At 61.6% G+C, this 737-nt stretch carries 1 protein-coding gene; it reads left to right on the forward strand.

Annotated features, from left to right (window positions below):
- Nucleotides 1-149 precede the first annotated feature (149 nt).
- The gene (locus AB6O04_RS20635) at nt 150-701 is read left to right on the forward strand and encodes a hypothetical protein (RefSeq protein WP_368566303.1); all 552 of its coding nucleotides are present in this window, start codon (nt 150-152) and stop codon (nt 699-701) included.
- Nucleotides 702-737 lie beyond the last annotated feature (36 nt).

A 737-nucleotide genomic window follows, 5' to 3' on the forward strand; every position in this document is an offset into this window, starting at 1 on the left:
ACTCGTTCTGTGATCATTTTTCTAAGCACTTGTGGCCTAATTCGTTCAAGCCGACCCCGCATCGGGCACCACTCAGGTGCTTTTCCGCTACGCTAGCACCCAGCCACTGCCTCACCGCGGGTCGGCTTAACTCGGGCGTTAGGCGTCAGATGAACGCCGACTCTAATTTGGGAGGATACGTGGATCGGACCAGCATCGGGATCATTGTCGTCGCCTTAGTTCTTGCGACGACTTCAGGAGCACGCGGCGTGGCGGCGTCGCCCGTCGACAAAGCCGCGGAGCCCGTCATCGAGACCGGCGACGTCGACCGGTTCTATCAGGTCTATGATGCGGCGGGCGGGCGCCCGACGGCCGAAGCACTGCAGCACGACTATGTCAATCTTGGTTCGGACGGGCTGCACGAACTCGCGCGGATGCGCAAGGTCACCGGTCAGTCGATCGCCGATGCCATTGCCAGAAGGCCGGAGATCTATTTGGAGGCGCGGGACTGCGCCGATACCCTGCCGCGCGTTCGCGAAAGACTGGCGACAGTGCTGCGCAAACTTCGGGACCTCTATCCCGAGGCGCGTTTTCCGCCGATCACGATCGCGGTGGGCCGAGGCAAGCCCGTTGGCGTCGGCGGGCGCGATACCGGCGTGCAGATTCGTAAGCTTCCCCGTCAAGTAGACACTTCAAAAGTAGAACTTCCGGCGACTCGTTGACGGTACTCGCTGGGCGTTAGATCGCCCAATGAGTCG

Origin of the sequence: Pseudoxanthomonas sp. UTMC 1351 (assembly GCF_040948865.1) — a bacterium.
Taxonomy (GTDB): Bacteria; Pseudomonadota; Gammaproteobacteria; order Xanthomonadales; family Xanthomonadaceae; genus Pseudoxanthomonas_A.

Coding starts and splice junctions, on each gene's coding strand:
- AB6O04_RS20635 (WP_368566303.1), top strand. CDS start 150: ATGAACGCCGACTCTAATTTGGGAGGATACGTGGATCGGACCAGCATC.